Source organism: Pseudoxanthomonas sp. LjRoot204_2 (assembly GCF_056175765.1).
The window spans coordinates 1-3,611 of record NZ_JBGFFG010000350.1 but is presented as its reverse complement, the minus strand read 5'-3'; the positions used below and the strand labels follow the sequence as shown (position 1 = coordinate 3,611).

The following is a 3,611-nucleotide window of genomic DNA, read 5'->3' as shown; positions in this document are numbered from 1 at the left end:
TTCCCGCATGACCGACGCCATCGACGCCACCGTTTCCGAGCTCTACCTGGGCCTGATGTCGGGCACCAGCGCCGACGGCATCGACGCCGCCCTGGTGCGCTTCGAGGGTGAGGGCCGCGCCCTGCGGTGCGACTTGGTGCGGGGCCACACGTTCGCTTGGGATCCCGCCTTGCGCACGACGCTCGTTGCGCTCGGCCAGGGTGCGGACAGCGTGTCGCTGGATACGGTGGGCCTGCTCGATGCCCGCATCGCCATCGCATTCGCCGATGCCGCGCTGTCGCTGCTGCAGGCCGCTGGCGTGCCGCGCGGCCGCGTCCGTGCGATCGGCTCCCACGGCCAGACGGTGCGCCACCGGCCGCATGCGGAGCCGCCGTTCACCTGGCAACTCGGCGATGGCAACGTCATCGCCGAACGCAGCGGCATGACAACGGTCGCCGACTTCCGTCGCCGCGATGTGGCGGCGGGCGGCCAGGGCGCGCCGCTGATGCCGGCGTTCCATGCCGCGCTGCTGGGATCGACGCACGAAGACCGCGCGGTGCTCAACCTGGGCGGCATCGCCAACTTCACGTTGTTGCCGGGTGCGGGGGATGTCCGCGGCTTCGATACCGGGCCAGCGAATGCCTTGATGGATGCCTGGTGCGAGCGCCATACCGGGCACGCCTACGACGCCGACGGTGCCTTTGCCGCCAGCGGCCAGGTCGATGCGGCGTTGCTCGCGCGCTTGCTGGCCGAACCCTGGTTCGCCGCACCGCCGCCGAAAAGCACGGGGCGCGAACACTTCCATCTGGACTGGCTGCAGGCCCGTCTGGACGGGAATTCCGTATCGAATGAGGATGTACAGGCCACCCTGCTGGATCTCACCGCGCGCACCGTGGCCGATGCCCTGCAGATGACGCAGCCCGACACGCGACGCGTCCTGGTCTGCGGCGGCGGCGTGCGGAACCCGGTGCTGATGGCGCGGCTGGCGGCCTACATGCCGCAGGCCGTGGTGGAGTCGACGGCCACCCACGGCCTGGACCCGGACTATGTGGAAGCGATGGGGTTCGCGTGGTTGGCCCGCGAGACGCTGGCGGGTCGCCCCGGCAACCTGCCCGCCGTCACCGGCGCATCGGGCCGCCGCGTGCTCGGCACGGTGTACCCGGCCTAGAACCCCTTGCCGGACGGAACGTCCTTCAACGCGCTGATCGCCTCGGCCAGCGCATTGACCTCGCGGTCGTCGAAGCCGCCACGGACTTCCGCCTCGCAGACGAACAGGCCCTGCTCCAGCAGGTTGAAGATGGTGTCGTGGATCGGCCAACCCCGCGCCTGCGAGACACGCCGGATGCGCTCGGCGAGGATCGGGTCCACGTCCTTCAGCACGATGTCGGTCATCCCCTCCTCCCCTGGCCTGCCCCGGCGGGAAACTGTAGCGCAGTCATTCAAGCCGGCGTATCCGGCGCGCGCGCGTCAACGCCGGTGGCGGCCTCATGGCCGCTGCCGAACCGGATGCGCGGCGCCAGCCAGAAGAACAGGATCACCGCCGGGACGGCCACCAGCGCAGTGATCCAGAAATACACCGCATATCCGGTCTGCTCGACGATGCCGCCGGACACCGCGCTCAACAGTTTGCCCGGCAGCATCACCAGCGAGGAGAACAGCGCGTACTGCGTGGCGGTGAAACGCTGGTTGACCAGCGCGGACAGGAACGCCACCAAGGTCGTGCCCTGGAACCCCTGGGCGAGATTCTCGCCCGAGATCACCAGCGTCAGCTTCCACACGTCGCCATCGGCGCCGACCAGCCAGACATACAGCAGGTTGCTGATCGCGCCCAGCACGATCCCCACCAGCAGCGGCCATTTCACGCCCCAGCGGGCGATGGCGATGCCGGCCAGGAACACGCCGGCCAGGCCCACCCAGATGCCATAGAACTTGGTGACCGTCGCGATCTCGGTCTTGGTGAAACCCTCGCCGAGGTAGAACGGCGCCATGATGCCGCCGCCCAACGACTGGTCGGAGATCTTCGCCAGCAGGATGAACGACAGTAGCGCCAGCGCCAGCGCCGGGCCGAACCGGCGGAAGAAATCGAGGAACGGCTCCACCACGCCTTCCTGCAGGCCTTCGGCCCACGTCGTCATCCGCACCCGCACGACATCCGGTTCCGATGCCAGCAATACGGCGACGACCGGAATCAGCATGAAGGCCGCCATGGCGACATACACCTGCGGCCAGGGCACGTGGTCGGCCAGCACCAGGGCGAGCATGCCCGTGATGATCAGCGCGATGCGGTAGCCGAGCGAATACGTGGCCAGCAGCGCGCCCTGCGACTCCTGCGGTGCGATCTCGATGCGGTAAGCGTCCACGGCGATGTCCAGCGTGGCGCCGGCAAAGGCCGTCAGCAGCGTGACCCAGATGAAGGGCGCCAGCGTCCCCGGTGTCAGGTGCGCCATCAGCAGCAGACCGACGATGACCACTCCCAGCGCCAGCAACAGCCAGCCGCGCCGCTGGCCCAGCCCGCCCAGCAATGGCAGGCGCCAGCGATCCACCAGTGGCGCCCACAGGAACTTCAACGTGTAGGTGAGCCCCGCGCTGGCGATCAGGGTGATGTTCTTCAGTTCCAGCCCGTTCTCGGTCAGCCAGTACGCCAGCGTTCCGGCCACGAGCAGGAATGGCATGCCCGAGGCGAAGCCGAAGAAGAACATCGTCCACGCCGAAGGCTGCGCGAACGCACGCCAGACGGAAGGCTTGGCGGGACGTTCGCCGGCGGAGGTCGTCATCAGGTGTAGTCCACCGTGAAGGGGGCATGGTCGGAGAAGCGCTGGTCGCGGTAGATCGAACAGGCCTTCAGGCGGTCGCGCAGCGAGGGCGTGACGAACTGATAATCGATGCGCCACCCCACGTTGTTGGCGCGCGCGGCGCCACGGTTGCTCCACCAGGTGTAGTCCTGCCCTTCCGGGTGCAGCGCGCGGTAAGCATCGACCCAGCCCCCGTCGTCCACGCACATACCGTTCAACCAGTCGCGCTCCGGCGGCAGGCAGCCGGAATTCTTCTGGTTGCTGGTCCAGTTCTTGATGTCCAGCCGGCTGCGCACGATGTTCCAGTCGCCGCACAGCACGTAATGGCGACCACTGCGGCGCCATTCGTCCAGCACCGGCGCCAGCCAGTCCATGACCTTGAACTTGAAGCCCTGCCGCTCGTCGCCCGAGGAGCCGGACGGGATGTAGAACGAGACCACGCTCAGGTCGCCGAAGCGCGCCTCGATGTAGCGGCCTTCTTCATCGAAGTCCGGCCAGCCCAGCGCCGTACGGATCTCGTCCGGCTCGCGCTTGGCGTAGATCGCCACGCCGCTGTAGCCCTTCTTGGTGCTCGCATCGCGGAACCAGGCCTTGTAGCCGGCGGGCAGGAATTCCGGCCCGGCCAGCTGGTGTTCCTGGGCCTTGGTCTCCTGCACGCACAGGACGTCGGCCTGCTGCGCCGTGAACCAGTCGAAGAAACCCTTGGTGGCTGCCGATCGCAGCCCGTTGGCGTTGAAGCTGATGATGCGCATGTGCACGTCGTTCGTCGGAAACCGGGCAAGCGTACCCGAACCCACGCGGCCATCGCGCGATGCACGCCGCAGGGCGGGTATCCTGTCG

At 68.0% G+C, this 3,611-nt stretch carries 4 protein-coding genes; 1 reads left to right on the top strand and 3 read right to left on the bottom strand.

Annotated elements, in window-relative coordinates; translation table 11 throughout:
• Positions 1-7 precede the first annotated feature (7 nt).
• On the top strand, positions 8-1,147 hold the full coding sequence (locus AC04L7_RS14485; RefSeq protein ID WP_435996360.1) for an anhydro-N-acetylmuramic acid kinase: 1,140 nt from the start codon (positions 8-10) through the stop codon (positions 1,145-1,147).
• Here the strand turns inward: AC04L7_RS14485 and AC04L7_RS14480 are convergent.
• From AC04L7_RS14480 to AC04L7_RS14470, 3 genes are read right to left on the bottom strand one after another with little or no spacing between them, the layout of a single operon-like run.
• The gene (locus AC04L7_RS14480) at positions 1,144-1,371 is read right to left on the bottom strand and encodes a hypothetical protein (protein ID WP_296281080.1); all 228 of its coding nucleotides are present in this window, start codon (positions 1,369-1,371) and stop codon (positions 1,144-1,146) included. The genes AC04L7_RS14485 and AC04L7_RS14480 overlap by 4 nt on opposite strands.
• Positions 1,372-1,418: 47 nt before the next feature.
• Entirely contained in the window at positions 1,419-2,753 is a 1,335-nt protein-coding gene (locus AC04L7_RS14475; protein WP_435996358.1) for an AmpG family muropeptide MFS transporter, read from the bottom strand.
• A complete protein-coding gene (locus AC04L7_RS14470; RefSeq protein WP_296281078.1) occupies positions 2,753-3,523 on the bottom strand; it encodes an exodeoxyribonuclease III in 771 nt (256 codons plus the stop codon). The genes AC04L7_RS14475 and AC04L7_RS14470 overlap by 1 nt, the downstream gene beginning before the upstream one ends.
• Between the last annotated feature and the right edge of the window lie 88 nt (positions 3,524-3,611).

Bases quoted from the DNA above. Each gene is read 5' to 3' on its own strand.
- AC04L7_RS14485 (WP_435996360.1), top strand. From the start codon at position 8: ATGACCGACGCCATCGACGCCACCGTTTCCGAGCTCTACCTGGGCCTG.
- AC04L7_RS14480 (WP_296281080.1), bottom strand. From the start codon at position 1,371: ATGACCGACATCGTGCTGAAGGACGTGGACCCGATCCTCGCCGAGCGC.
- AC04L7_RS14475 (WP_435996358.1), bottom strand. From the start codon at position 2,753: ATGACGACCTCCGCCGGCGAACGTCCCGCCAAGCCTTCCGTCTGGCGT.
- AC04L7_RS14470 (WP_296281078.1), bottom strand. From the start codon at position 3,523: ATGCGCATCATCAGCTTCAACGCCAACGGGCTGCGATCGGCAGCCACC.